This is a genomic window from Paraburkholderia sp. BR10141, from assembly GCF_056155635.1.
This window is the reverse complement of record NZ_JBMIQH010000001.1, coordinates 269,827-293,240: the sequence shown is the minus strand read 5'-3', so window position 1 is coordinate 293,240 and position 23,414 is coordinate 269,827. Positions and strand designations below refer to the sequence as shown.

Genomic DNA, 23,414 nt, shown 5'->3' with positions numbered 1-23,414 from the left:
GCGCGCGTTAGCGCTGCGTGAGCATCATGTACATCTGCACGACGATGTCGGGCGAGAACGTGAACGGCACCCAGCCGTGGCCCGTGTGGCGCAACACCAGCAGGCGGTCGCCGTTCGATTGTTTCTGCACGGCCATCATCGGATTCTTCGTCGACGCGAAACGCCAGCCTTGCGGAATGCCGGGCGGCGGTTCGGGCTGCATCGAGGCGCGTGCGTTCGACAGCTCCTCGATCATCTGGCCGACTTGCAGCGCGTTGAGCGTCACCGTCTGGCCGCCGATCGTCAGCGTGATCTCGTTTTGCGACGGGCGCGCCACGTGCAGTTCGGGCTGCGCAGGCGCGGCGCGGGCCGTTTCGGCAGCGGGTTCGATGGCTTCGGCAGTGTCGGTCACGGTTGCATTGGCGGCTTCAACGGGTTCTGCGGTGGCGGCCGCACCGGCAGCCTCCGCGGCCGTGTCGACGGCAACGGCGTGCGGCTGCTCAGCGACGGCTTGCTCCGCTTCGCTGCTTGCAACGGGAGTGTCCTGCTGGGGAACTGCGGCGGCGCGTTCATCGGCGCGCGGTGCGTGCGCGGCGGCGGCGGCCTGAAGGAGCTGATCGACGCCCGCTTCGAGCACGCCAATCTGGTCTTGAAGATTCATGCGAGCTTCTCAGGTAAGACCCGCGATTCTACCCGCAGCTTGCGCGCATTGCCCTTCAGGCGTTGTACGCATGTCGCAAGAAAAGTTGTAACAGTTTCCTCAGCTTGCCTCATCTGGCGTTCAGATAGCCGGCCTCGCGGAACCATGCGAGCGCATCTTTCAAGCCCTCGCGATACGGCCGCGCGCGATAACCCAGTTCGCGCTCCGCTTTCGCCGACGTGAAATACATCTTGTTCTTCGACATCTTGAGCGCATCGACAGTTACGAATGGCTCGCGCTTCGTGAAGCGCGCCACGGCTTCCGCGCCCATCGCAAGCGGATAGAGCGGCCAGCGCGGCAGCGCGATCGTGGGCGGCTTGCGGCCGACCATGCCGGCGATGTCGGTGAGCATCTGCTGCAGCGGCAAATTCTCGCCGCCGAGGATGTAGCGCTCGCCGATGCGTCCGCGCTCCAGCGCGAGGAAGTGGCCATTCGCCACGTCGTCCACGTGCGCAAGGTTCAGGCCGGTGTCGACGAACGCGGGAATCTTGCCGGTGGCCGCTTCGACGATGATGCGGCCCGTGGGCGTGGGCTTCACGTCGCGCGGACCGATCGGCGTCGACGGATTGACGATCACCGCGGGCAGCCCGTCGCGCTCGATCATGCGTTCCACGGCGCGCTCGGACAGCACCTTGCTGCGCTTGTACACGCCAATGGCCTGCTCGGGCGTGAGCGGCGAGGTTTCGTCGGCTGAGTTGCCCGAACTCGTGACCTTGAGCGTGGCCACGCTGCTCGTGTAGACGATGCGCTCCACGCCCGCGTCGAGTGCCGCGCGCATGGTGGCTTCGGCGCCTTCGAGGTTGGCGCGCTCGATCTCGTGCGGATCGGGCGCCCACAGGCGGTAGTCGGCGGCCACGTGGAAGAGATAGCGCACGCCGTCGAGCGCACGGCGCATCGAGGCGGCGTCGCGCATGTCGCCGGTGACGACTTCGGCGTCGAGCGCTTCGAGGTTCTTGCGCGGGCTCGTCTCGCGCACCAGCAGGCGCACCGCATAGCCCTTTTCCTGCGCGATGCGGGCGACGGCCGAGCCGACGAAGCCGGACGCGCCGGTGATCAGCACGAGATCGCGGTTGGCTCGGGAGGTGTCGGTCATTGCAGGGTCGTTTCCATGTTCGGTATTGGCGCGGCGGCGTGGCACGGATTGTACGTGGCGCGGGCCCGGCGCGTGCGCGCGTTGGCGTCTACAATGCCGACCGTAAAGCCTGCATGGAGAAAGGAACAATGAGCGAACCGGATCTGGATACGCGCCTCGAAACGTACTACGTGCGCGTGCACGGGACGGTGCAGGGCGTGGGTTTTCGTCACGCGACGGTGCGCCAGGCGCACGCGCTGCGCATTCGCGGCTACGTCGCGAACATGGAGGACGGCTCGGTCGAAGCCGTGATCCAGGGCACGGCGAACCAGGTGGACCGCATGCTCTCGTGGCTGCGCCACGGGCCGCCGGCCGCGCGCGTCAGTTCGGTGGAAAGCGAGGAACGCCTGACCGAAAAACGTTACGAGCGCTTCGAGCAGCATTGAGCGTCGCCCGATAAAAAAGCGGTGCGCCAGGCATTGGCGCACCGCTTTTTCGTTTCGGACGCCGCTTACTTCACGGCCAGCAGGCTCTCCGCGAATCCCCAATCCTTTTCGACCCACTGACGCGTGCATTCGAAGCCCGCGTCGGCGGCGATCGCCGGGATTTCATCGGCGTGATACTTGTGGCTGCTCTCGGTCCAGATCGTCTCGCCTGCGCCGATGTCGACGGTGAGATGCGCCGAGCGCACTTCGGCATGCACGTCGCGCTTCGCGCGCAGATGCATCTCGATGCTGCGCACGTCCGGATTGAAGCGCGCGACGTGCTCGAAGTCGTGCAGGTCGAAGTCGGCGTCCAGTTCGCGGTTGATGCGCGACAGCAGGTTCAGGTTGAATGCGGCCGTGGCGCCGATGGCGTCGTCGTAGGCGGCGATCAGCGTATCCACGGGCTTCACGAGGTCGGTGCCGAGCAGCAGCGTGTCGCCGGGGCGCAGCATCGCGCGGATGTCACGCAGGAAACGCGTGGCCGCGAGGCGCGCGAAGTTGCCGATCGTGCTGCCGAGAAAGAGCACGAGCAGTTGCTCGCCCTCTTTGCGCTGGCGGCTCACTTCGGACAGTCCGGCGAGATAGTCGCGCTCGTAGCCGACGATCGAAATGCGCTCGATGTCGGCGAGTTCGCGCCGACATAGTTGCAGCGCGGTACGCGAAATCTCGATCGGGCAGTACGACGTCGGGCGCTTGCGGCACAGCGCTTCGAGAATGCGGCGCGTCTTGCGGCCGCTGCCGCTGCCGAGTTCGGCGACCTTCACGTCGGAGGGCAGCGCCTCGACGATCTCGGACGCGTAGCGCGTGAGCAGGCGCTCCTCGCTGCGCGTGACGCCGTATTCGGGCAGCACGGTGATGACCTCGAAGAGGGCCGAGCCGACCTCGTCATACAAATATTTCGACGGCAGTTCCTTTTGGGGCGAGCGCATCAAACCGGCGCGCACTTCGGCGGCGAATGCGCTGGCGGCGGGCGAAAGGGCGAATGCACCGGCGGGGTCGGCAACGGCGGCGCGGGGCGCAGAAGATGGCATGCGGGCTCCAGGGGGCGTTGGACGTTGGGGACGGCGTCGTGAATCACGGCGGCGGGCGCTGGCGTGGCGCTCCGGGATAAGCCGGGCTGCGGCTCCAGCGGCCCCGGTGAAATCTCGCTCGTCGAAGCGAATTCCAGCCGCGAGTTCCAGCCGCGGATTGCAGCCGGTTAAGGCGACGGCGGGCTGGCGTGGCGAGACTTACGTTCTAGTCCATCGCGGCGTGATCTGCCGGACAAAATTGCTCGCCCTGCACCAGGGCGCAAAGCGCGCACGGCGTGTGCCCGCCTTGGCCGGCGCGGGTTTGCGCCGCCTGCCGCCGCCCAAACGCGACTAGAATGCGGTCTCGCCGACGCCAACGCGCGCCCACGCCTTATTCAATAGCCAATTCAAATGACAACGTTTTTACCCGCGCGTGCGAAAACTACGCACCGCGCCGTTTGCGATCCCGCAGTTAGCGCTTTCTGTCACCACGTGCCCCGATGAACCAGTACGAACCCGGGCGCGGCATTGCGCTTTCCGTGGGCGCTTCGGCGCTGTTCGCGCTGATGTCGGCCTATACGCTCCTGCTCGCGCCGCTCGGCGGCCTCGACATTTTTGCGTGGCGCGTGATCTGGACCGCGCCCGGTGCGCTGGCCCTGCTGGTGCTGCGCAAGCGCGCGCCGCAATTGCGCGCGCTCGTCGCGCGCATGATGAAGGAGCCGCGCACCGCGCTCGCCCTGGTGGCGAGCGCCGCGCTGCTGGGCTCGCAGCTATGGGTGTTTCTGTGGGCGCCGCTGCACGGGCGCATGCTGGAAGTGTCGCTCGGCTATTTCCTGCTGCCGCTCATCATGGTGCTGGTGGGACGTTTTTACTATCACGAGCGCCTCGAGCCGCTGCAATGGCTCGCCGTGGCGTGTGCCGCCGTGGGCGTGGCGCACGAGCTGTGGGCGACGCACGCGTTCTCGTGGCCCACGCTGCTCGTCGCGTTCGGCTATCCGCCGTATTTCGTGCTGCGCCGCAAGATCCACGCGGATTCACTCGTCACCTTCGCCGTAGAGATGCTGCTGCTCGTGCCGGTGGCGGTGATCGAAGTGCGTGCGGGCGGCTCGCTCGCGCTGCTCGACGCGCACAAGTTCCTCGCTTTCGTGCTGCTGCCGGGGCTCGGCGTGCTCAGCACCGTTGCGCTCGCGTCGTACCTGAAGGCGAGCCGGCTGCTGCCGATGGCGCTGTTCGGCATCCTCGGCTATGTCGAGCCGGTGCTGCTCGTGATCGTTTCGGTCACGCTGCTGGGGGAGCACCTCGGCATGCGCGAACTCGGAACTTACGTGCCGATCTGGCTCGCCGTCGCGCTCACGGCGGTGCACGCGGCACGGCTCATCCGGTTCGAGCGCTGAGGACCTTGCAACGGCCGCTTACTGCCGCGCTGCCTGGGCGCGCGGCGGATTGATACGCGTAGGGCCCACCTTCGCCTCGATCGCCGCGCGCAGCTCAGGGCGCCAGCCGATGCTGAACAGCGCTTCGGCGAGCACGAAGAGCGGGCCGATCATGAGGCCGATGAGATCGTCGACGAAGGCCGGCTTGCGATGCTCCCACGCGATGTGACCGACGAACTGGAAGATCCAGCCGACCACGAACAGCCCCACGCCGCCGCCCAGCCACGCGGCGGTGCCTTGCTGCGCGAGCCAGGCGCCGAAGGCCACGCACGCGACGGAAACGACCGCCATCATGAGGCCGAGCGGCACGTCCAGTACGAGGTAGTAGATCGTCGCGGCGCCGAACAGGAGCCACGCCGGCGAGACCGGAACCGGCATCCCGAGTGCGATCACCGGACGCGACAGCAGCACCGCAAGCGCGAGCACGATGAGCGGAATGCCGACGAAATGGGTGCCGATGTTGCGCACGTCGCGGTGATAGGCCGCGTACTGGGTGAGCTGCCCGGTCAGGTTTCTCATGGGTGTCTCTCTGTCTCCAAAATCATTATGATCGTCGGGCTGACGAGCGCAAACCTTCGGCTAGCCGACAATTGCGCCGCTTTGTGACTCGCCTCGCCCGGCTTGCCCTGTCCCGATGCCCTCACGTTCCGTCCCGCCCGTCACCGCCGGTTCGCCGTCCGCCGCCGCGCTCGAGCGCAGCGCATGGTTTCGCGGCGCGCCCGCACCGTTGCGCGACGCGCTGCGCGCGGCGGGGCGCGTGCGCACGCTGCAGGCAGGCGAGCGCCTTTTCATGCGCGGCGACGCCGACGACGGTCTCTACTGCGTGCTGGAAGGCGCGGTGCGCGTGGGGGCGGCGAGCGTCGCGGGCCGCGAGGCGCTGCTCGCCGTGGTCGGGCCGGCGCACTGGTTCGGCGAGATCGCGCTTTTCGACGGCGGCGCACGTACGCACGACGCCTACGCCGAGCGCGACTCCACGCTCTTTCACGTGCCGCGCGCGGCGCTGGTGGCGCTGCTCGACGCAACGCCAGCGTACTGGCATGCGTTTGGTCTGCTGCTCGCGCAAAAGCTGCGACTCGCGTTCGACGCGATCGAGGAGACCGCGCTGCTGGGTGCTTCCGCGCGCGTGGCGCGCCGGTTGCTGCTGCTCTCGAACGAGTACGGCGAGGCGGCAGGCACGCAAGGCGGCCAGCGCGCGCGCCGTGTGATCAACGTGCCGCAGGAGGATCTCGCGCTGATGCTCGCACTCTCGCGGCAAACGGTGAACCAGATCCTGCGCCAGTTCGAGCGCGAAGGGTTGCTCGCATTGCGCTACGGCGAAATCGAGATCGTCGATGCCGCGGGTCTGGCGTCTAACGCGCAATGACGCTAATGCATCGGCATCGATGCGCGTCCATATCGATACATGTTGACGAATTGCATCAACATCTCGGGCGCGCTTGGGCTGCGTTGCAGCTGCATCGCGTTTGCGCCGACAATGACGCCCGTTCGGCGCGCCCAGCCGCGTCGCCTTTCCCTTCCACGCCAGGCCCCTACCGTTTCATGAACGACCGCGTCGTCGCCGCATTCGACTTTGATGGCACCATCACCACGTCCGACAGCTTTCGCGCGTTCATGCTCGACGCCGCCGGCCCCGCCCGCTTCGCCGCCGCTGCGCTGCGCTGCCTGCCCTCGCTCATCGGCGTCCCGCTAGGCTGGTCGCCGCGCGGGCCGACCAAGGCGCGCTTCCTGTACGCCGCGATGGGAGCCGTGCGGCGCGAGGTGCTCGAAGCCGCCGCGCAGCGCTTCGTCGAGCGCCGTCTCCCCGCGCTGCTGCGCCGCGAGATGCTCGCGCGCGTGGCCGAGCACCAGGCGCTCGGCCATGAGGTCGTGCTCGTGAGCGCGTCGCCGTCGATCTATCTGCGCATGTGGGCCACGACGGTCGGCATCGGCACCGTGCTTTCGAGCGAACTCGAATGGCGCGATGGCATATACACGGGCCATCTGGCGGGCAACAACTGCTGGGGGCCGGAGAAGGTCGCGCGGCTGCGCGCGTGGTGGGGGACGAACGCGCCCGCCACGCTCTACGCTTATGGCGACAGCCGCGGCGACAAGGAAATGGCCGAGCTGGCGCAGTACGCGTGGATACGCGGCGAGTCGGCGCTGCCGCCGCTCGCGGCGGCGGGCGGCTTCGGCGCGGCGTGAATGGTGCGACGCGCTGCAGCGGCGCGCGATCGACGCTAATCTACGGCAGCTAAACCAGACCGAAGAGAGGAGACAGCCCCGATGAAGGGACAATGGACCCAGGTGAAGTCGCACGATGGCGGCGAATTCCGCGCCTACACGGCGCTGCCGCCCGAGGGCAGCGGCCCCGGCCTCGTGCTGCTGCAGGAGATCTTCGGCGTGAACGGCTACATGCGCGCGCTCGCCGACCGCTATGCCGAGGAAGGCTACGTCGTGATGGTGCCGGACCTGTTCTGGCGTCTGGAGCCGAACGTCGATCTTGGCTACGAAGGCGCCGACGCGCAGAAGGCGTTCTCGCTCTACGAGCGCTTCGACGTCGACCTCGCGATGCAGGACGTGGCGCAAACGCTCGCCGCGCTGCGCGCGCACCCGCAACATCGCGGCAAAGTCGGCGTGGTGGGTTTCTGCCTGGGCGGCAAGCTCGCGTACCTGAGCGCGACGCGCACCGATGTCGATTGCGCGATCGGCTATTACGCCGTGGGCCTCGAAAACGATCTGGACGAAGCCTCGCGCATCACGTGTCCGCTGATGCTGCACTTCGGCGCCGACGACGCGCACTGCGACGCCGCCACGCGCGAGCGCATCGCGCAGGCGCTGGCGGGCAAGCCTGGCGTCGAGCTGTATACGTACCCTGGCTGCGATCACGCGTTCGCTTCGTCTTCGCGCTCGACGTACGACAAGCCCGCCACGATGATGGCCTACTCGCGCACGCTCGCCATGCTGCGCCGGGTGCTCGGTCCGATCTACGACTTCAACGCGCTGTGGGAAGAGCACTGCTACCACGAGTTCGTCGCGCGCAACCCGAGCGACGTGATGCCGACCATGGTCGCGCAGCCCTACGTCAACCACATTCCGACGATGACGGGCGGCGTGGGCCACGACGAGCTCAAGCGCTTCTACACGCACCATTTCGTGCATTCGAACCCCGAGGACACGCGCCTGATCCCGATCTCGCGCACGATCGGCTCGGACCGCGTGGTGGACGAGTTCATCTTCTGCTGCACCCACGACCGCGAGATCGACTGGCTGCTGCCGGGCCTCGCGCCCACGGGCAAGTACTTCGAGGTGCCGATGCTCGCCGTGATCTGCTTTCGCGGCAACAAGCTCTATAACGAGCACATCTACTGGGATCAGGCGTCGGTGCTCGCGCAGATCGGCGCGATCGATCCCACCGGCCTGCCGATCGCGGGGGCACAGAGCGCGAAGAAGCTGCTCGACGAAACGCTGCCCTCGAACACGCTCATGGCGCGCGCCTGGAGCGAGAGCGAAGGCAAGCCGTTCTAAAGCGTGCGCTTCGCGTGGGCCTGATCAGTTGAACGGATTGTCGACGACCCCGGGCTTCCGGTCCGGCTCGTCGGCGACCTTCGCGGGCAGGTGTGGATCGGCCTGCAGTGTCTTCACGACGTCGTCGAGCGCCGCCTTCAGCGCCAGCGCAGCGGCGAGCCCGCGCTTGTCGCGCGTGAGTTCCAGCGTGCCGGCGAGTGTCACGCGCGTCGTGCCGTTCGTGAGCGTGAGCGCGTCGCCTTGCACGTTGAGCACGTCGTTGTCGTTTGCGTATGCGTCGAACACTTTGTGATCCTCCTTATGCGTAACGGGGGCGCGCTTACCAGCCCCATTTGCTCACGGCGAAGCCGCGGCCATTGAACGAAACTTTTTCCTTCGCCGCGACATTCGCCGGAATTCCGGGGAATGAAATGCCGCTCTGCGCTTCGAGATCGCGCACCGAGCGCACGTCGTAACGATCGACAGCCGTATTGTCCGCGACGATCGCGAACGCGAGCTGCTGCGAAGGCACGTACACGACCTTGAAGATCTGCGTCGGCACGAGCACGCGCGTCGCGCCGATCGTCTGGAGCTGTGCGCCCGTGAACAGCGGACCGGTCACGACATAGGCTTCACCATACTTCGACGCGAGCTTGCGCACGGCGCTTTCGATATGGGCCCAAAGGCGCTGGTTGTTGTCGCGATTCTGCGGAACGATATTGGCGAGTGAAAACGATTCCGCCATCGCCTGTGCATTCCAGCGGTTGCCTGCGGGGCTCATGTGGCCGCGGTCGAAGCCGCTGCGCTTGTAGTCGGCGAGCGTCGCGCCTTCGCCTTCGGGCAGGCGGTCGTCCTCGAAGAAGCGGTTCGTGCGCGTCATGTCCTTCGCGGCTTCGAGGTGGTCGCGCGTGAGATGCTCGGCGGACCACAACGGCCCGTGCGTGACGCCCGAATGCAGCACGGCAAAATCCGAATAGCAGAGCATGCGCGTTTTCGGCGCCATGCGCTGATTCGTGAGCGTTGGGAACTGGCCGTCGGGCACGAATTGCGAACAGGCCGGTGCGGCGATTGCATGACTCGCGGCGGCGAGCAGCAGGGAGGCAACAAGCGAGGCAAACAGCTTCTTCATCGAAAGGACAGGCTGGACTGGGGTAGGATCAAGCGGGCTGAAAGTATAGCGGGCGCATGACGCGCGTGGAGGCGGGAGAAAAAATGGAGGCGCAAAAAAACGCGCGCCCGCTCAAGGGCGGGCGCAAGCGAGAGGTGACGCACAAACAGCTGCAATGAGCGCGGCAGCGTTGCGTTGCTGCGCGAGGAGCGAGGCGGCAAATGATGCCGCCTGCATTCAATCGGTCAGATCATCAACAACGACTCAGCCTGCAAAAAGCGAATGCTCGGCGCGGACCATCTGGCGGTCCACAGCCTGGAGTCGCCATTGGCCCTCCATCGGCGAGTGCGAGGTTTCGCACGACCATGTCGCGTCGCCGTGTGCTGAACTGATTTCCTGGCGGCGGTTTACATGCAGGCCGCGTAACGTGCACAGCGGCTCGTTTTCGAGCGGTGCGCACAGCGACGTGACACCATTCACGTCGCGCAATTCACCCCATTCTGGCAGGTCGATCCCTTCGTGAGACTCGCGGGACCAGCGTTGCTGGTCGGTATCGAGCCAGAGCACTGCATAGTCGTGATTGACGGTCGGATCGGAACCGTTGATCAAGATTGTAAGTCGCATGGCATCTCCGCAAAATTGATCGGGCGCGTCGGCAATTTCCAAGTCTAGGACGACTCCGCGCGCGCGCAAAGTGAAGAGTGCAGGACAGTTCGTCGCGCGCATGGCGCGTGCCTGAACCCGCCCCCTTTCCGCGCATTTCGGCTCGCGTAAACCCCGCTACGCTATCGCTGGGATTGAAATTCACAATTGGGAACGCAAACGCCACAACCTAGATTAATAGTGCGGCGAAGTCGCCCACGCATGCTGCATTGCACGAGGCGAATGGCGTCGCGTCCCCACATTTCAGGTCGAACGATGGAGGCACAGATGGCACAGCTAAAGGGCTCGAAGACGGAACAGAACCTCAAGGATGCATTTGCCGGCGAATCACAGGCCAACCGCCGTTATCTGTATTTCGCAGCCAAGGCCGACGTAGAAGGACAAAACGATGTCGCGGCGCTGTTTCGCTCGACCGCTGAAGGCGAAACCGGCCACGCGCACGGCCACCTCGAATATCTGGAAGCGGTAGGCGACCCGGCCACCGGGCTGCCGTTCGGCACCTCGCGTCTGAATCTGCAGGCGGCCATTGCGGGCGAAACGCACGAATACACCGACATGTACCCCGGCATGGCCAAGGTCGCGCGCGACGAAGGCTTCGACGAAATCGCGAACTGGTTCGAGACACTGGCCAAGGCGGAGCGCAGCCACGCCAACCGCTATACGAAGGCGCTGGACGTGCTGGCGGACTGAGGCGCATTGGGCATCGCCGCGTGCCTGACCGCACGCGCCCATGACGCGCGCGCTTTTGTTTCGCGTGCCGGGCAAGCACCGGCGCGCGTTCGCGCGCGCCCACCTAGCCGTGTATTGGGCTGATAAATAAAAGAAGGAGACGTCATGCCCCACAAGGAAGGCAGTCTCGAAGCGCCAACCCGCCATCCGCTCGACTGGCGCTCCGACGCTTTTTACGACCAGGGCCAGCTCGATACGGAACTCGCGCGCGTGTTCGATATCTGTGCGGGCTGCCGGCGCTGTGTGTCGCTATGCGGCGCGTTTCCCACGCTGTTCGATCTCGTCGATGAAACCGATAGCGGCGAAGCGCACGACGTCGACAAGGCGTCGTTCGACAAGGTCGTCGACCAGTGTTACCTGTGCGATCTCTGCTACATGACGAAGTGCCCCTACGTGCCGCCGCATCCGTGGAATGTGGACTTTCCGCATCTGATGCTGCGTGCCAAGGCCGTTCATTACCGCAAGGGCGAAGTGAAGCTGCGCGACCGCGTGCTCTCGAATACCGACGCGCTCGGCCAGATCGCCGGCATTCCCGTCGTGACGCAAACGGTCAACGCGATCAATCACACGAAGGCGATGCGCGGCGCGATGGAAGAGATGCTGGGCGTCGATCGCAAGGCGTGGCTGCCCGATTTCGCTACACACAAGTTTCGTAACGTTGCTAAACGCGCGGGCTCGAGCGACGTGCGCGACGGCGAGCGCACGCCGGGCAAGGTCGCCATTTACGCGACGTGTTACGTGAACTTCAACGAGCCCGGCATCGGCCACGATCTGCTCGCGGTGCTCGACCACAACGAGATTCCCTACGAGCTAGTGAAGAGCGAATGGTGCTGCGGCATGCCGCTGCTGGAGCAGGGCAATCTGGAGGGCGTGGCGCACAAGCAGGCGCAGAACATGCCGATGCTCGCGCGTTACGCGCGCGAAGGTTATGCGCTGATCGGCGCGGTGCCGAGTTGCGTCCTCATGTACAAGCATGAGCTGCCGCTGATGTTTCCCGACGATGCCAACACGAAAGCCGTGAGCGACGCGTTCTGGGACCCGTTCGAGTATCTCGTGGCGCGTCATCGCGACGGCCTGCTCAAGACCGATTTCCGTACGCCGCTTGGCAACGTGTCGTATCACGTGCCGTGTCATGCGCGCGTGCAGAACATCGGCCGCAAGACGTTCGATCTGCTTTCGCTCGTGCCCGAAACAAAAGTGACCGTAGTCGAGCGCTGTTCGGGCCACGCGGGCACGTTCGGCGTGAAGAAGGAATTCCACGCCATGTCGATGAAGATCGGCACGCCCGTGTTCAAGCAGATGGGGCAGGCCGAACCGAATTTCATCTCGTCCGATTGCCAGCTTGCGGGGCATCACATTGCGCAGGGCATCGAAGAGAACCAGCTAGGCGAGCCGCCGCTCGCTCACCCCATTACCTTGCTGCGCCGCGCCTACGGCATCTAGGCCCCGACGCCAACCCGCAACATTCACGAGGCACGACTCATGACGATCGCGAGAAATTCGCTGTTGACGCTGGAAGCCTACGCCAGGGTGCGGGGCGACATGCGCAAACGCATCATCGAGCACAAAAAGCAGCGCGTGGTATCGCTCGGCAATCACCTCACGTTCCTGTTCGAGGACGAGACGACGATCCGCTACCAGATTCAGGAGATGCTGCACATCGAAAAGATCTTCGACGAAGACGGCATTCAGGGCGAACTCGCAGCCTATCTGCCGCTCGTGCCCGACGGCGGCAACCTGAAGGCGACCATGCAGCTCGAATACGAGAGTGAAGTCGAGCGGCGCGCGGCGCTGGCGCGGCTGATCGGCATCGAAGACAAGGTGTTCGTCCAGGTGGATGGCGAGCCGCCCGTCTACGCGATTGCCGACGAGGACCTCGAACGCGAGAACGCCGAAAAGACTTCGGCGGTGCATTTCGTTCGCTTCGAACTCACGCCGCAGATGAAAACGCGCTTGCGCGAAGGCGCCGCGCTCACGATAGGCTGCGATCATCCGAATTACCGCGTGCCGACCCAGACCATCGACGGCGAGGTGCGTGCCTCGTTGCTCAAGGATCTCGCCTGAGGCACTTCAGACGCCCCATCAAACATCCTTGCGGTACATGACGAAGCCAGGCTTCACGGCCACGTCGTCGTAAAGCCGCATGGCCGTGTGATTCGTCTCGTGCGTGTGCCAGTACACGCGCGACGAATTCGACGCCTTCGCGTGCGCATACACGGCCTCGATCAGCGCGCGGCCCACGCCCTGGCCGCGGGCGTCTTCCACGGTGAAGAGATCCTGCAAATAGCAGATCGGCCCTTCCAGAATCGTGTTGCGGTGATAGATGAAGTGCACGAGGCCGAGCACGCGTTCGCCGCGCACGGCGATGAACGCGTGCATGGGCTCGTAGCCGTCGAAGAAGCGCGACCAGGTCGTGCGTGTGATGTGCTCCGGCAGCGCGGTGGCGTCGAAGCGGCCGTAAAAGCGGTTGTAGCCGTCCCAGAGCGGCAGCCATGCAGCGAAATCGTCGGGTGCGACGGCGCGGACCACAAGCGTCGTGTCGGTCATGTGTTGTCTCCTTCTCCTTGTTCACAGGCTTTCCCGGACTCCCAAGCGTAAGCGACTTGTGGCACCATTGTTAGTCCCACCGAAACTAAAAACAGTGGAGCCACGGGTTTGGACTACGCGTTGATGATGACGGCCTATGCGAAGCGCGCCGTGCGCAAGCTCACGCAGCAGGACCTGCTTTACGAGAGCCTGCGCCGCGCGATCCTCGACGGCGATATTGGCCGCGGCACGCGCCTCGCGTCGAGCCGCGCGCTCGCGGAGCAGCTAGGCATCGCGCGCAACTCGGTGCTCTATGCGTATGAGCGGCTCGTGGAAGAGGGCTTCGTCAGCGCGACGCGCCACGGTTCGGTCGTCAACGCGGTCAGCGCCGGTGCAGTCGCAACCCCGGCCCAGACCACGCAGCGCGAAGAACCCGTGCCTGCGCTTGCGCGCCGCGTGCGCGAACTGCCGCCGCGCCGCGCGGGCCGCGACGGTTCGAAGGCGCTGCGCCCAGGCGTGCCCGCGCTCGACGCGTTTCCTTACGCGCAATGGCGCACGGCGGTCGAACGCGCGCTGCGCGAGTTGCGCGCGCACGATCTCGGCTATGGCGACAGCGCGGGCATGCCCGCACTGCGTCAGGCAATCGCGCAATACGTACGCGTGTCGCGCGGCGTGCGCTGCCAGCCCGACCAGGTGTTCGTCACGGACGGCACGCAGTCGAGCCTCGACCTGTGCGCGCGTCTCTTCGCGGACGAGGGCGAACGCGCGTGGATCGAAAATCCGGGCTACCTCGGCGCGCGCGTGGCGTTCACGGCCGCGGGGCTGCAACTCGTGCCGATGAGTGTGGATGCGGCGGGCATGTCGACGCGCCCCGAGGACTGGCGCGAGAGGCCGCCGCGACTCGTCTATCTCACGCCGTCGCACCAGTATCCGCTGGGCTGCGTGCTGAGCCTCGAGCGGCGGCTCGCGCTGATCGAGCAGGCGCGCGCGTGCGGCGCGTGGATCGTCGAGGACGACTATGACAGCGAGCTGCGCCACGACGGGCCGCCGCTGCCGTCGATCCAGGGCCTCGCCGACGACGCGCCCGTAATCTATCTCGGCACCTTCAGCAAGACGCTGTTTCCGGCGCTGCGCATCGGCTTCATGATCGTGCCGCGGCGTGTGGCCGCGCAGTTCGCGCAGGCGCACCACACACTCGTGCGCCAGGGGCGCGTGGCGGAACAACTGGCGCTCGCGGAATTCATCGAAAGCGGGCGTTACGCGCGCCATTTGCGGCGCATGCGCAAGCTCTACGAGGAGCGCCGCGACGGTCTGGTCGCCGCCATCGACAAACATCTGGCCGGCGTGATGACGGTGTCGGCGGACGCGGGCGGCATGCATTTGAGCGTACGCCTCGACGCGCCGCTCGCCGACGCCGATGTGAGCGAAGCCGCGCGCGCACACGGCCTGCATCTTTCGCCGCTGAGCGCGTATTGCGTCGATGCACCGGACGCCGCGCGCTACAACGGCTTCCTGCTCGGCTATGCGGAAACGCCGCCGGAGGTCGCCGACGCGCTCATGCAGACGCTCGCGCGCATCGTGCGCGAACGTCTGCCAGCGGCTCCATCGCTTATTGGTGGCCCGCAATCACATGCGGCAGATACGGCGCTTCGAGTGTCTTGATCTCTTCGTCCGAGAGCTTGAGCGAAAGCGCCGCCACAGCGTCTTCGATGTGCTGTGGCTTCGACGCGCCGATGATCGGCGACGTGATGGCGGGCTTGTGCAGCAGCCACGCGAGCGCGACCTGCGCACGCGGGACGTCGTGAGCCCGCGCGATGGTGGCGACCGCATCGATGATAGCCTTGTCCGCATCGGCGCCATAGAGCGTCTTGCCGAACTTGTCGGTGGCCTCGCGCTCGCTCGTCTCGTTCCAGTCGCGCGTGAGGCGGCCGCGCGCGAGCGGGCTCCATGGCATGACGGCAATGCCCTGGTCGGCGCACAGCGGCAGCATTTCACGCTCTTCCTCGCGATACAGCAGGTTCACGTGGTCCTGCATGCTGATGAATTCGGTCCAGCCGTTCAGGCGCGAGGTGTAGAGCGCCTTGCTGAACTGCCACGCGTGCATGGAAGAAGCGCCGATATAGCGCGCCTTGCCGGCCTTCACGACATCGTGCAGCGCTTCGAGCGTTTCTTCGATGGGCGTGTTGTAGTCCCAGCGATGGATCTGGTAGAGATCGACGTAATCGGTGCCGAGGCGCTTGAGGCTATGGTCGATTTCCGTGAGGATGGCCTTGCGCGACAGGCCCTGGCCGTTCGGGCCGGGCCGCATGCGGTTGTACACCTTCGTGGCGAGCACGATGTCGTCGCGCTTGACGAAGTCGCGCAGCGCGCGCCCGACGATCTCCTCCGAGGTGCCGTCCGAATAGGTGTTCGCGGTGTCGAAGAAGTTGATGCCGGCGTCGAGCGCCTGGCGGATGAGCGGGCGGCTGGCGTCCTCGCCGAGCGTCCACGGGTGCGCGCCGCGTTCGGCCACGCCGTAGGTCATGCAACCGAGACAAAGACGCGAAACCTGCAGCCCTGTCGAGCCGAACCTGACGTAATCCATTGCTGGTGCTCCTTGCGAATAGGCGTTTCAAGCAGAGGAAGTGCGTGCGCCGCGCGAGCGCGGCGGACTTTCGCAAGGGTATAACAGGCCGGCGGAACGTGCAGGGCGTGCCGCGTCAGAACATTTCCATCACACGGTGGTAGAGCATGCCGATTTCGAGCGCAGGCCGCCGCCACGCGGGGCCGCCGGGGAAGCGCGCGTGCCGCAGCTGCGCGAACAGATCGAACGAGGCGCGCTCGCCGACGATGGCCTGCGCAACGAGACGCCCCGCCATTCCCGTGAGCGCCACGCCGTGCCCCGAAAAGCCTTGCACATAGTAATAATTCGGGTCGATCACGCCGAAGTCGGGCGCGCGGTTGCGCGTGACATCGACGAAGCCGCCCCATGCGTATTCCACGCGCGCACCGGCGAGCTGCGGGAAGGTATCGCTCATGCGCGTTTGCATGGCCGCTGTAAGGCGCTCGGGCGCGGCACCGGTCGAATCGGCGCGGCCGCCGAACAGCATGCGGTTGTCCGCCGAGACCCGGAAGTAGTCGAGAAAGAAGTTGTTATCACATACGGCTGAACGTTGCGCGATCAACGAGTCGGCCAGCTCGCGCCCCAGCGGCTCGGTCGCGATGATGTACGAGGCGATGGGCGCGATACGCGCGGCCACGCTGCCGGGCAGCACGCCGCCCGGCGCGGCGTTGCAGCACGACACCACGAAGCTGCAGCGTACTTCGCCGTGCGTCGTTCTGACCACGGGCCGCGCGCCGCGTACGACTTCGAGCGCACGCGTATGCGCGAAGAGTTGCGCGCCTTCGCGGCGCGCTGCGTCGGCGAGGCCAAGACAGTACTTGAGTGGATGCAGATGCCCCGAGACGGGATCGTAGACCCCCGCGATATAACGCTGCGACGCCACCCGTGCGCGCGTGGCGTCGGTGTCGAGCCATTCGAGTCGATCGTAGCCCCAGCGCGTGCGAGCGGCGTCCATCCATGCGCGTAGATCGGGCACGCGCTTCGTTTTCGTCGCAACGGTCAGATAGCCCGGCGTGAAGTCGCAATCGATGCCATAGCGGGCGATGCGCTCGCGCACGAGGTTCACGCCCTCGATGGAGAGCGCCCACGCCGCGCGTATGCCTTGCGCGCCAAGCTGCTTTTCGAGCACTTCGTCTTTCGCGAAGCCCACGAGCGTCTGCCCGCCGTTGCGGCCCGAGGCGCCCCAGCCGGGACGATGGGCGTCGAGCACCACGACCGAAAGGCCGCGTGCGCGGCACTCCAGCGCGACCGAGAGTCCGGCGAAGCCCGCGCCGATCACACAGACGTCGGCGTCGAGCGTGCCTTCGAGCACGGGGTCGTCGTCGGCCGGGCGCGTGGCGGTGGCTTCGTAGTACGAGTGGCGGGCGAGGGCGTCCGCCTGGGCGTCGAGGTCGAGTGTCATCAAAGCAGGTCCTTCATCCGATACCACGCCATCGCGAGCACGAGGGCAGGGGTTCGCAGTGTAGCGCCGCCGGGGAAATCGCGGTGACGGATCTTGCCGAACAGGTCGAAGCGCGCGGCCTGGCCGTGGATCGCCTCGGCGATCAGCGTGCCTGCCAGTCCCGTGACGTTCACGCCGTGACCCGAGAAGCCCTGCGCGAAGTACACGGTGGACGAGAGGCGGCCGAAGTGCGGCGCGCGGTTCATTGTGATGTCCACGTAGCCGCCCCACGCGTAATCCACCTTTACGTCGGCGAGTTGCGGAAACGTCTTCAGCATGTCGCGACGCATGGCTTCGCCCAGATTGGGCGGTGCGAAGGTGGAATAGCTCACCTTGCCGCCCCAGAGCAGGCGCGTGTCCGCAGCGGGACGGAAGTAGTCGAGCACGAAGCGGCTGTCGCACACGGCAGCCTGGGCGGGCATCAGCGCATTCATGCGTTCGGCGCCGAGTTTTTCGGTGGCGATCACATAAGTGCCCACGGGCATGATCTTGCGCGCGAGCGCGGGAGCGAGATCGCCCAGATACGTATTGCATGCGAGCACGACGAACTTCGCGCGCACGCTGCCACGCGCGGTTTCGACCACATGCGCACCGTTTTCTTCGCGCAGTCGCGTGACAGGGCTGTTTTCGTACACGCGTACGCCCGCTTCGATCGCCGCACGCGCGAGCCCGAGTGTGTAGTTGAGCGGATGCAGATGCCCGCTATCGGGATCGTAGAGGCCGCCCGGATAGCGCGACGACGCGACGTAGCGTCCCACACCGTCGCCGTCTACATACTGGAACCGGTCGTAGCCGAAGCGCTGCGCCGCCTCGTCACGCCAGCGCTTGAGCGCATCCACGTCGCGCGCCTTGTTTGCGGCGGTGAAATAGCCCTCCGTGAGCGCGCAGTCGATGTTGTGCTGCTTGACGCGCCGCTTCACGATGTCGAGCGTCTCCAGGCCCATGTCCCAGATCTGCCGGACCTCCGCTTCGGGCATGAACTGCGCGAACGTGTCGATATCGCAGGCAAAACCGCCAATCAACTGCCCGCCGTTTCGCCCGCTTGCGGCCCACCCCACTCGCGAGGCTTCCACGAGCGCGACGCGGTGGCCGCGTTCGGCGAGATTCAGCGCGGCGGAAACACCTGTGAGGCCGGCGCCGACCACGCAGACATCGGCATCGAGCGCCTCTTCGAGCACCGGGTGCGCGGTGGTGTCGTTTGCGGTGGCCGCGTACCAGGACGGGGCATGAGGCTGATTGGCGAATTTGAGCATAGCGGAAAGCGAATCAGGAAACAGCGGGCGACAGCACGAGGCCGCCGCCCGCCGCGACTTCATCAGAACGAGTAGATGAACTGCGCGCCCAACAGGTCGTTGCTCTTGCTGTACGAGCCGTCGCTGTTCAGGAACACGCGCTGCGTGGCCCAGTCGTGGCGATATTCCACCTTCACCTGGATCTGCTGCGTCGGGAAGAACAGCAGGTCGAGCGCGACGTCCTGACGTGTTGCACCCTTGCACTCGAAGCCGAAGCCGCCGCCGGCCTTCGAGTTTGCCAGGCAGTCCGCACCAATGCCGAAGCCGTTGGCCGTATCCATGCCGTTCGAGTTGAGCACGATGCCGCCGCCACCACCGCCGTTCTTGCCGTTCGCGAGCAGGTCGTAGCGCGCCGTCACGCCCATGCGGCCCACCACCGGTGCGAAGAACTTGCGGTGCGCGAGCAGTGAGAAGCCGTACCACTGCGCGTTGCCGCCGTTGAATGCCGCGCGCTGCTGCTGGCCGTAATCGACTTCGGCGTTGTACTGGATGTCCGCGAGCGTGTAGCTTGCGTCCACTTCGCCGAAGAAGAAGTAGCCGCCCGAGCTCGATGCCTGGCCACCCACGCCGTACACGGCCTGACCCGTCGTCGAATCGAACGCGCTCGGCAGCGTCTGGCGGCCGATGTTGAACGAGCCGCCGATGTCGAGTGCGCTAGACCACGTGTAGTCGGCTCGCGCCGTGAACGTCGGGATCCTGTTGCTCGTGGTGATCGGGTCGCCCAGCGCGTTCTGGCCCGTCTGCACGACCGCGCCATTGGTGCGGTACTGCTCGTTGCCGATCATGAACTTGAACGCCCACTGGCTGCCGCTCGGTGTGTAGTTCCAGCCGATACCCACATAGCTGCCCGGATCGGAGAAGTCGTAGAGCAGGTTATGCGTGAGCGTGAGCATCTGGTTGGACTGCTGCACCTCGTAGCCGCCAAAACTCGGCATGAGACCGGCGACGAACGTGCCCGTGGCAGTCACCGGCACGGTAACGACTGCCGTGTTCAGGATGTTGTTGCCAATTTCGCCGTGCTCGTTCTGCAGCAGCGTGATGCCGTTGCCGCGGTTGGGCATGAGCGTGATTTCGGCCGAAGGCGCCATCGGGCCCACGCCGAAGGTCTTCTTGATGTCGAGATAGACATCGCCGAACGTGCTGTTGAAGTAGTTATACGAACCCGTGTGGTTCGCGAACAGGAACGACGAGGTGCCCGGTGCACGGTTGTAAATGTACGTCGGGTCGATGTAGCCGGTGATCGACAGGCCCGCGAGCGGACCGGTGTTGGCGGCGTCGGTGAGCGAATCGACCTTGAGCTGCTGGTTCGCGATCTGCTGCTTCATCGCATCGACCTGGTCGTTGGTCAGGTTCGCCTGCGCCTTGCCGTAGTCGGGCGAGCTGATGTCGACCGGCGCTGCTGCGGCTACGGGTGTCACCGGTGCTGCGGCTACCAGCTTGCCGCTGCTCTTCGACTGTGCCAGCTCGGTCTTCAGGGACTTGACCTCTTTTTGCAGGGCGTTGAGCTGCTCCTGCAGGGCCTTGATCTGTTCGCTGGTCGAGTCGGCAAAAGCGAGCCCTGGCAACGCCCCGGCCACCAGCAGACAGATTAACTTCTTCTTCATTGGAATTCTCCTTGTTGGTCGTTAATACAGATACTTCGGCGTGTGGCTGGGGCGCGGCGGGCGGCGCGCACCGCCACCCGCACGGGTCGCATAGGCTTCTTATGGATTGCTCGTCACGCCGCGCGCCGTCCGATCGGCGCACCCATCGCGCCGGCAGGGGCGGCGGCTGGCGTGCTGGCTTCGGCGGCATCAGGCTGGACGAAGGCGAGCTGCATGTCGCGCATGCGCTTCTTCTCGCGTGCGCTCATCAGCTGGTTCACGGCGATCACGCCGATCGTCACCGCGCTGATGAAGAGCGTGGCGAGCGCGTTCATCTCCGGGTTCAGGCCGAGACGTACGCGCGAGAACACGACGAGCGGCAGCGTGGTCGAGCCCGGTCCGGAAAGGAACGCGGACAGCACGAGGTCGTCGATCGAAAGCGTGAACGAGAGCAGCCAGCCCGAGAGCAGCGCCTGCGAGATGAGCGGCAGCGTGATGACGAAGAACACCTTGAGCGGCGTGGCGCCGAGATCGAGCGCGGCTTCCTCGAGCGACTTGTTCATCTCCTTCACGCGCGACTGCACGATGATCGCGACATACGACACGCACAGCATCACGTGGCCGATCCACATGGTCAGTACGCCACGTCCCTTTGGCCAGCCGAGCAACTGCTCCATTGCAACGAAGAGGAGCAGCAGCGAGATGCCTTGAATGACCTCGGGAATTACGAGCGGCGCGTTGATCATGCCCGCGAAGAACGCGAAGCCCCTGAAGCGGCCCATGCGGGCGAGCACGTAGCCGGCCCATGTGCCGATCGCGACAGAGGCGAACGCCGTCATCAGACCGATTTTCAGCGACAGCCACGCGGCGCTGAGCAGTTCGTCGTCCTGCAGCAGGGCGGCGTACCACTTCAGCGAGAAGCCCGACCAGACGGTGACAAGCTTGGACTCATTGAACGAATAAACGACGAGGCTGACGATCGGGATATACAGGAACAGCATGCCGAGCGTGAGCACCCCTGCGGAGAGTGCGCGATTGGGCTTGATCATTTGCGGTCCTCCAGTTCCTTGACCTGGTTGTGCTGGAAGAGAGCCATCGGCACGAGCAGCAGCAGCACCATCGCGACGGTGACGGCGGACGCCATAGGCCAGTCCATGTTGTTGAAGAACTCGTCCCACATCACGCGGCCGATCATGAGCGTGTCGGCGCCGCCGAGCAGTTCGGGAATCACGTACTCGCCCACGGCGGGAATGAACACGAGCAGGCTGCCCGCGATGATTCCGTTCTTCGAGAGCGGCAGCGTGATCCGCGTGAAGGCCACCCAGGGCTTCGCGCCCAGGTCGTAGGCGGCTTCGAGCAGCGTGAGGTCCATCTTCACGAGGTGCGCGTAGAGTGGCATCACCATGAAGGGCAGGTACGAATAGACCATGCCGATGTAGACGCCCGCGTCGCTGTGATAGAGACGCAGCGGAGAGTGGATCAGGCCGATGGCCATGAGCGCGTGGTTGAGCAGGCCGTCGTCCTTGAGAATGCCGATCCACGCGTACACGCGGATCAGGAACGAAGTCCAGAACGGCAGCATCACGGCCATCATGAGCAGGTTGCGTGTGGCCGGGTTCGAGCGCGCGATGTAGTAGGCGATGGGGTAGCCGATCAACAGGCAGAAGATCGTCGAGACTGCCGCCATCTTCAGCGAGCTGATGTACGTGGCGACGTACAGGCTGTCCTGCAGCAGGAACGCGTAGTGGCCCAGTTGCAGCGCGAAGTGCACCACGCCGTCCTTCATCTCGACGAGATTCGAGTAGGGCGGTACGGCCATCACCTGGTCGGCGAAGCTGATCTTCAGCACGAGCACGAACGGCAGCGCGAAGAACAGCGTGAGCCAGATGAACGGCACGCCGATCACGGCGGTGCGGCCCGAGGGCACGAAGCGCGAGAAGAAGCGCGCGAGCACGCCACGGCGAGCGTCTGCGGCGGCGCGGCCTGAGCCGGGCGTGGCGGGAATGGTGGTACTCATGATGGAGGTCTCCTTACTGCGTGAGCACGACGCCGCTGGCCGGCGACCAGGACACGTAGACATCGTCGTTCCAGGCGGGCGCGCCATCGTTCATGAGGTGCGAGCTGGAGAGGTTCGAGACGACCACCTTGCCGCCCGGCAGACGCACGTGATAAAGCGAATAGCTGCCCATGTAGGCGACATCCGTGACCACGCCGCGCGCCCAGTTGTGCGGCGTGCCGGGCTTCTCGCGCGTTACGCGCACGCGCTCCGGCCGCACCGAAATACCCACGGGCATGCCGAGCGGGCCGGTCACGCCGTGGCTCACGTACATGCGGGTTTCGAGGTCTTCGCTTTCCACGAAGATGTGATCGGGCTCGTCCTCGACGACCTTGCCTTCGAACAGGTTGGTCGAGCCGATGAACTCGGCCGAGAAGCGGCTGTTGGGGAATTCGTAGACTTCGCCGGGCGAGCCGATCTGGACGATGCGGCCTTCGCTCATCACGGCGAGGCGGTTGGCCATGGTCATCGCCTCTTCCTGATCGTGCGTGACCATCACACAGGTGACATCGACTTTCTCGATGATGTTCACGAGTTCGAGCTGGGTCTTCTGGCGGATCTTCTTGTCGAGCGCCGACATCGGTTCGTCGAGCAGCAGGAGCTTGGGGCGCTTCACGAGCGAGCGCGCAAGCGCCACGCGCTGCTGCTGGCCGCCCGAAAGCTGATGCGGTTTGCGCTTGGCGTAGCGGCCCATCTGCACTAGGTTGAGCGCGTCGGCCACGCGCTCGCGAATTTCGTTCTTCGGCACGCCTTCCTGCTTGAGGCCGAACGCGACGTTCGACTCCACGCTCATGTGCGGGAAGAGCGCATACGACTGGAACATCATGTTGACGGGGCGGCGGTACGGCGGCAGCGACGCGAGATCTTCGCCATCGACGAAGATGCGGCCCGACGTGGCCGTTTCGAGGCCCGCGAGCATGCGCAGCAGGGTGGACTTGCCGCAGCCCGAGCTGCCGAGCAGCGCAAAAAGCTCGTTCTTGGCGATGTTCAGGTTCACGTTGTCCACGGCAGTGCTATCGCCGAACTTCTTGACGACGTTTTCGATGCGCACGAACGCATCGTTCGTTGCCGGGGTCGCGTTGGCGCGCGAAGCTTCTGGGGCGTTGACTTTGGACGTCGAATTCATGATCTGACCTTGGTTCCTTTCTGATCGCAGTACACGTTTTTCAGGCGCGAGCCGGCCTGCACGGGGCGCTGACGCGACTCGCGATTAGTACTGCGAACGGAGCTCGGAAAAGGCTCGCGCGCGTCG

At 65.4% G+C, this 23,414-nt stretch carries 24 protein-coding genes; 9 read left to right on the top strand and 15 right to left on the bottom strand.

Annotated features, from left to right (window positions below; all coding sequences use genetic code 11):
• Positions 1–7: 7 nt before the first annotated feature.
• Together ACOJB8_RS01415 and hpnA are read right to left on the bottom strand one after the other, a co-directional pair.
• The gene (locus tag ACOJB8_RS01415) at positions 8–640 is read right to left on the bottom strand and encodes a hypothetical protein (RefSeq protein ID WP_342946829.1); all 633 of its coding nucleotides are present in this window, start codon (positions 638–640) and stop codon (positions 8–10) included.
• 109 nt (positions 641–749) lie between these two features.
• Complete coding sequence (hpnA, locus tag ACOJB8_RS01410; protein ID WP_069261570.1) at positions 750–1,772, bottom strand: hopanoid-associated sugar epimerase; 1,023 nt, start codon at positions 1,770–1,772, stop codon at positions 750–752.
• Between the two features lie 128 nt (positions 1,773–1,900).
• On the opposite strand from hpnA, the gene ACOJB8_RS01405 reads away from it, so the two are divergent.
• Positions 1,901–2,197, top strand: a complete 297-nt coding sequence (locus tag ACOJB8_RS01405; RefSeq protein WP_069261571.1) for an acylphosphatase — start codon at positions 1,901–1,903, stop codon at positions 2,195–2,197.
• A gap of 65 nt (positions 2,198–2,262) precedes the next feature.
• On the opposite strand, the gene egtD is transcribed toward ACOJB8_RS01405, so the two are convergent.
• The gene (egtD, locus tag ACOJB8_RS01400; protein WP_342946828.1) at positions 2,263–3,267 is read right to left on the bottom strand and encodes an L-histidine N(alpha)-methyltransferase; all 1,005 of its coding nucleotides are present in this window, start codon (positions 3,265–3,267) and stop codon (positions 2,263–2,265) included.
• Between the two features lie 479 nt (positions 3,268–3,746).
• On the opposite strand from egtD, the gene rarD reads away from it, so the two are divergent.
• Positions 3,747–4,640, top strand: coding sequence for an EamA family transporter RarD (rarD, locus tag ACOJB8_RS01395; protein WP_342946827.1), 894 nt, complete (start codon positions 3,747–3,749; stop codon positions 4,638–4,640).
• A gap of 18 nt (positions 4,641–4,658) precedes the next feature.
• Here rarD and ACOJB8_RS01390 read toward each other — a convergent pair whose 3' ends face one another.
• The gene (locus ACOJB8_RS01390; RefSeq protein ID WP_069261574.1) at positions 4,659–5,198 is read right to left on the bottom strand and encodes an Mpo1 family 2-hydroxy fatty acid dioxygenase; all 540 of its coding nucleotides are present in this window, start codon (positions 5,196–5,198) and stop codon (positions 4,659–4,661) included.
• Between the two features lie 115 nt (positions 5,199–5,313).
• Between ACOJB8_RS01390 and ACOJB8_RS01385 the strand changes: the two genes are divergently transcribed.
• The 3 genes from ACOJB8_RS01385 (at position 5,314) to ACOJB8_RS01375 (ending at position 8,183) form a co-directional block, all read left to right on the top strand.
• The gene (locus ACOJB8_RS01385; protein ID WP_342946826.1) at positions 5,314–6,042 is read left to right on the top strand and encodes a Crp/Fnr family transcriptional regulator; all 729 of its coding nucleotides are present in this window, start codon (positions 5,314–5,316) and stop codon (positions 6,040–6,042) included.
• Positions 6,043–6,218: 176 nt separating this feature from the next.
• Complete coding sequence (locus tag ACOJB8_RS01380; protein ID WP_342946825.1) at positions 6,219–6,860, top strand: HAD-IB family hydrolase; 642 nt, start codon at positions 6,219–6,221, stop codon at positions 6,858–6,860.
• Positions 6,861–6,941: 81 nt separating this feature from the next.
• Positions 6,942–8,183, top strand: a complete 1,242-nt coding sequence (locus ACOJB8_RS01375; RefSeq protein WP_342946824.1) for a dienelactone hydrolase family protein — start codon at positions 6,942–6,944, stop codon at positions 8,181–8,183.
• Positions 8,184–8,207: 24 nt separating this feature from the next.
• Here the strand turns inward: ACOJB8_RS01375 and ACOJB8_RS01370 are convergent, their stop codons facing one another.
• The 3 genes from ACOJB8_RS01370 to ACOJB8_RS01360 all read right to left on the bottom strand — a co-directional run bounded on the left by ACOJB8_RS01370 (position 8,208) and on the right by ACOJB8_RS01360 (position 9,894).
• On the bottom strand, positions 8,208–8,468 hold the full coding sequence (locus ACOJB8_RS01370; RefSeq protein ID WP_069261578.1) for a hypothetical protein: 261 nt from the start codon (positions 8,466–8,468) through the stop codon (positions 8,208–8,210).
• 34 nt (positions 8,469–8,502) lie between these two features.
• On the bottom strand, positions 8,503–9,291 hold the full coding sequence (locus ACOJB8_RS01365; protein ID WP_069261579.1) for a DNA/RNA non-specific endonuclease: 789 nt from the start codon (positions 9,289–9,291) through the stop codon (positions 8,503–8,505).
• A gap of 243 nt (positions 9,292–9,534) precedes the next feature.
• Positions 9,535–9,894 (bottom strand): DUF3564 domain-containing protein, encoded by a 360-nt coding sequence (locus ACOJB8_RS01360; RefSeq protein ID WP_042268533.1) that lies wholly within the window; start codon positions 9,892–9,894, stop codon positions 9,535–9,537.
• Between the two features lie 306 nt (positions 9,895–10,200).
• Here ACOJB8_RS01360 and ACOJB8_RS01355 point away from each other — a divergent pair, with 306 nt between their 5' ends.
• The 3 genes from ACOJB8_RS01355 (at position 10,201) to ACOJB8_RS01345 (ending at position 12,726) form a co-directional block, all read left to right on the top strand.
• On the top strand, positions 10,201–10,623 hold the full coding sequence (locus ACOJB8_RS01355; RefSeq protein ID WP_069261580.1) for a rubrerythrin family protein: 423 nt from the start codon (positions 10,201–10,203) through the stop codon (positions 10,621–10,623).
• A 144-nt stretch (positions 10,624–10,767) separates the two neighbouring features.
• Positions 10,768–12,105: a heterodisulfide reductase-related iron-sulfur binding cluster gene (locus tag ACOJB8_RS01350; RefSeq protein ID WP_342946823.1), complete on the top strand. Its 1,338-nt coding sequence runs from the start codon at positions 10,768–10,770 to the stop codon at positions 12,103–12,105.
• A gap of 39 nt (positions 12,106–12,144) precedes the next feature.
• Positions 12,145–12,726, top strand: coding sequence for a DUF3501 family protein (locus ACOJB8_RS01345; RefSeq protein WP_069261582.1), 582 nt, complete (start codon positions 12,145–12,147; stop codon positions 12,724–12,726).
• Positions 12,727–12,744: 18 nt separating this feature from the next.
• Here ACOJB8_RS01345 and ACOJB8_RS01340 read toward each other — a convergent pair whose 3' ends face one another.
• Entirely contained in the window at positions 12,745–13,209 is a 465-nt protein-coding gene (locus ACOJB8_RS01340) for a GNAT family N-acetyltransferase (RefSeq protein ID WP_133185717.1), read from the bottom strand.
• Positions 13,210–13,317: 108 nt separating this feature from the next.
• Here ACOJB8_RS01340 and pdxR point away from each other — a divergent pair, with 108 nt between their 5' ends.
• On the top strand, positions 13,318–14,850 hold the full coding sequence (pdxR, locus tag ACOJB8_RS01335; RefSeq protein ID WP_342946821.1) for a MocR-like pyridoxine biosynthesis transcription factor PdxR: 1,533 nt from the start codon (positions 13,318–13,320) through the stop codon (positions 14,848–14,850).
• Here the strand turns inward: pdxR and ACOJB8_RS01330 are convergent.
• The 7 genes from ACOJB8_RS01330 to ACOJB8_RS01300 form a co-directional block, all read right to left on the bottom strand.
• Positions 14,798–15,772 carry an aldo/keto reductase gene (locus ACOJB8_RS01330; protein WP_069261584.1) on the bottom strand — a complete coding sequence of 325 codons (975 nt, stop codon included), beginning with the start codon at positions 15,770–15,772 and terminating at the stop codon, positions 14,798–14,800. The genes pdxR and ACOJB8_RS01330 overlap by 53 nt on opposite strands.
• 115 nt (positions 15,773–15,887) lie before the next feature.
• Complete coding sequence (locus tag ACOJB8_RS01325) at positions 15,888–17,192, bottom strand: NAD(P)/FAD-dependent oxidoreductase (protein ID WP_342946820.1); 1,305 nt, start codon at positions 17,190–17,192, stop codon at positions 15,888–15,890.
• On the bottom strand, positions 17,192–18,484 hold the full coding sequence (locus tag ACOJB8_RS01320; protein WP_342946819.1) for an NAD(P)/FAD-dependent oxidoreductase: 1,293 nt from the start codon (positions 18,482–18,484) through the stop codon (positions 17,192–17,194). Before ACOJB8_RS01320 ends, ACOJB8_RS01325 begins: the two co-directional genes overlap by 1 nt.
• Before the next feature lie 62 nt (positions 18,485–18,546).
• Positions 18,547–20,127, bottom strand: coding sequence for a DUF3138 family protein (locus ACOJB8_RS01315; RefSeq protein WP_342946818.1), 1,581 nt, complete (start codon positions 20,125–20,127; stop codon positions 18,547–18,549).
• A 113-nt stretch (positions 20,128–20,240) separates the two neighbouring features.
• Entirely contained in the window at positions 20,241–21,155 is a 915-nt protein-coding gene (locus ACOJB8_RS01310; RefSeq protein ID WP_342946817.1) for an ABC transporter permease subunit, read from the bottom strand.
• A complete protein-coding gene (locus ACOJB8_RS01305) occupies positions 21,152–22,123 on the bottom strand; it encodes an ABC transporter permease subunit (protein WP_342946816.1) in 972 nt (323 codons plus the stop codon). Before ACOJB8_RS01305 ends, ACOJB8_RS01310 begins: the two co-directional genes overlap by 4 nt.
• Positions 22,124–22,136: 13 nt before the next feature.
• On the bottom strand, positions 22,137–23,288 hold the full coding sequence (locus ACOJB8_RS01300) for an ABC transporter ATP-binding protein (protein WP_428995941.1): 1,152 nt from the start codon (positions 23,286–23,288) through the stop codon (positions 22,137–22,139).
• Positions 23,289–23,414 lie beyond the last annotated feature (126 nt).

What these genes read in the sequence shown, in the direction of transcription:
- ACOJB8_RS01415 (WP_342946829.1), bottom strand. Translation starts at nt 640, where the DNA reads ATGAATCTTCAAGACCAGATTGGCGTGCTCGAAGCGGGCGTCGATCAG.
- hpnA (WP_069261570.1), bottom strand. Translation starts at nt 1,772, where the DNA reads ATGACCGACACCTCCCGAGCCAACCGCGATCTCGTGCTGATCACCGGC.
- ACOJB8_RS01405 (WP_069261571.1), top strand. Translation starts at nt 1,901, where the DNA reads ATGAGCGAACCGGATCTGGATACGCGCCTCGAAACGTACTACGTGCGC.
- egtD (WP_342946828.1), bottom strand. Translation starts at nt 3,267, where the DNA reads ATGCCATCTTCTGCGCCCCGCGCCGCCGTTGCCGACCCCGCCGGTGCA.
- rarD (WP_342946827.1), top strand. Translation starts at nt 3,747, where the DNA reads ATGAACCAGTACGAACCCGGGCGCGGCATTGCGCTTTCCGTGGGCGCT.
- ACOJB8_RS01390 (WP_069261574.1), bottom strand. Translation starts at nt 5,198, where the DNA reads ATGAGAAACCTGACCGGGCAGCTCACCCAGTACGCGGCCTATCACCGC.
- ACOJB8_RS01385 (WP_342946826.1), top strand. Translation starts at nt 5,314, where the DNA reads ATGCCCTCACGTTCCGTCCCGCCCGTCACCGCCGGTTCGCCGTCCGCC.
- ACOJB8_RS01380 (WP_342946825.1), top strand. Translation starts at nt 6,219, where the DNA reads ATGAACGACCGCGTCGTCGCCGCATTCGACTTTGATGGCACCATCACC.
- ACOJB8_RS01375 (WP_342946824.1), top strand. Translation starts at nt 6,942, where the DNA reads ATGAAGGGACAATGGACCCAGGTGAAGTCGCACGATGGCGGCGAATTC.
- ACOJB8_RS01365 (WP_069261579.1), bottom strand. Translation starts at nt 9,291, where the DNA reads ATGAAGAAGCTGTTTGCCTCGCTTGTTGCCTCCCTGCTGCTCGCCGCC.
- ACOJB8_RS01360 (WP_042268533.1), bottom strand. Translation starts at nt 9,894, where the DNA reads ATGCGACTTACAATCTTGATCAACGGTTCCGATCCGACCGTCAATCAC.
- ACOJB8_RS01355 (WP_069261580.1), top strand. Translation starts at nt 10,201, where the DNA reads ATGGCACAGCTAAAGGGCTCGAAGACGGAACAGAACCTCAAGGATGCA.
- ACOJB8_RS01350 (WP_342946823.1), top strand. Translation starts at nt 10,768, where the DNA reads ATGCCCCACAAGGAAGGCAGTCTCGAAGCGCCAACCCGCCATCCGCTC.
- ACOJB8_RS01345 (WP_069261582.1), top strand. Translation starts at nt 12,145, where the DNA reads ATGACGATCGCGAGAAATTCGCTGTTGACGCTGGAAGCCTACGCCAGG.
- ACOJB8_RS01340 (WP_133185717.1), bottom strand. Translation starts at nt 13,209, where the DNA reads ATGACCGACACGACGCTTGTGGTCCGCGCCGTCGCACCCGACGATTTC.
- ACOJB8_RS01330 (WP_069261584.1), bottom strand. Translation starts at nt 15,772, where the DNA reads ATGGATTACGTCAGGTTCGGCTCGACAGGGCTGCAGGTTTCGCGTCTT.
- ACOJB8_RS01325 (WP_342946820.1), bottom strand. Translation starts at nt 17,192, where the DNA reads ATGACACTCGACCTCGACGCCCAGGCGGACGCCCTCGCCCGCCACTCG.
- ACOJB8_RS01320 (WP_342946819.1), bottom strand. Translation starts at nt 18,484, where the DNA reads ATGCTCAAATTCGCCAATCAGCCTCATGCCCCGTCCTGGTACGCGGCC.
- ACOJB8_RS01315 (WP_342946818.1), bottom strand. Translation starts at nt 20,127, where the DNA reads ATGAAGAAGAAGTTAATCTGTCTGCTGGTGGCCGGGGCGTTGCCAGGG.
- ACOJB8_RS01310 (WP_342946817.1), bottom strand. Translation starts at nt 21,155, where the DNA reads ATGATCAAGCCCAATCGCGCACTCTCCGCAGGGGTGCTCACGCTCGGC.
- ACOJB8_RS01305 (WP_342946816.1), bottom strand. Translation starts at nt 22,123, where the DNA reads ATGAGTACCACCATTCCCGCCACGCCCGGCTCAGGCCGCGCCGCCGCA.
- ACOJB8_RS01300 (WP_428995941.1), bottom strand. Translation starts at nt 23,288, where the DNA reads ATGAATTCGACGTCCAAAGTCAACGCCCCAGAAGCTTCGCGCGCCAAC.